General features: G+C 35.2%; 1 protein-coding gene. It reads left to right on the plus strand.

The window, feature by feature from the left end; genetic code table 11:
• Positions 1-338, plus strand: a 338-nt coding sequence (locus tag CWB66_RS20240) for a mechanosensitive ion channel family protein (RefSeq protein WP_138586823.1), incomplete at both ends; no start/stop codon positions are given.

Genomic DNA, 338 nt, shown 5'->3' on the forward strand with positions numbered 1-338 from the left:
ATATTCGCTACATTGCACATAATATTAAGCACTTTATTAATTTTGTAATGGTGTTATCACTACTGTTTGTATGGTCTACAGAAATACAAAACTTTGCTCTCTCAATTGCCGCTTTTGCTGTTGCAATTGTACTTGCTACACGTGAGTTTATTCAGTGTGTCATTGGCTTTTTTTACTTAGTGACAACGCGGCCATTTAGAGTCGGCGATTGGATTCAGGTCGGTGAATATTATGGTGAAGTCGCCGAAACTGATTGGATAAAAACCACTATGCATGAAATTGATATGCATACTTATCAGTTTTCAAGAAAAACCATATACATACCTAACAATAAACTT

This window comes from Pseudoalteromonas sp. S558, from assembly GCF_005886635.1.
Taxonomy (GTDB): domain Bacteria; phylum Pseudomonadota; class Gammaproteobacteria; order Enterobacterales; family Alteromonadaceae; genus Pseudoalteromonas; species Pseudoalteromonas aliena.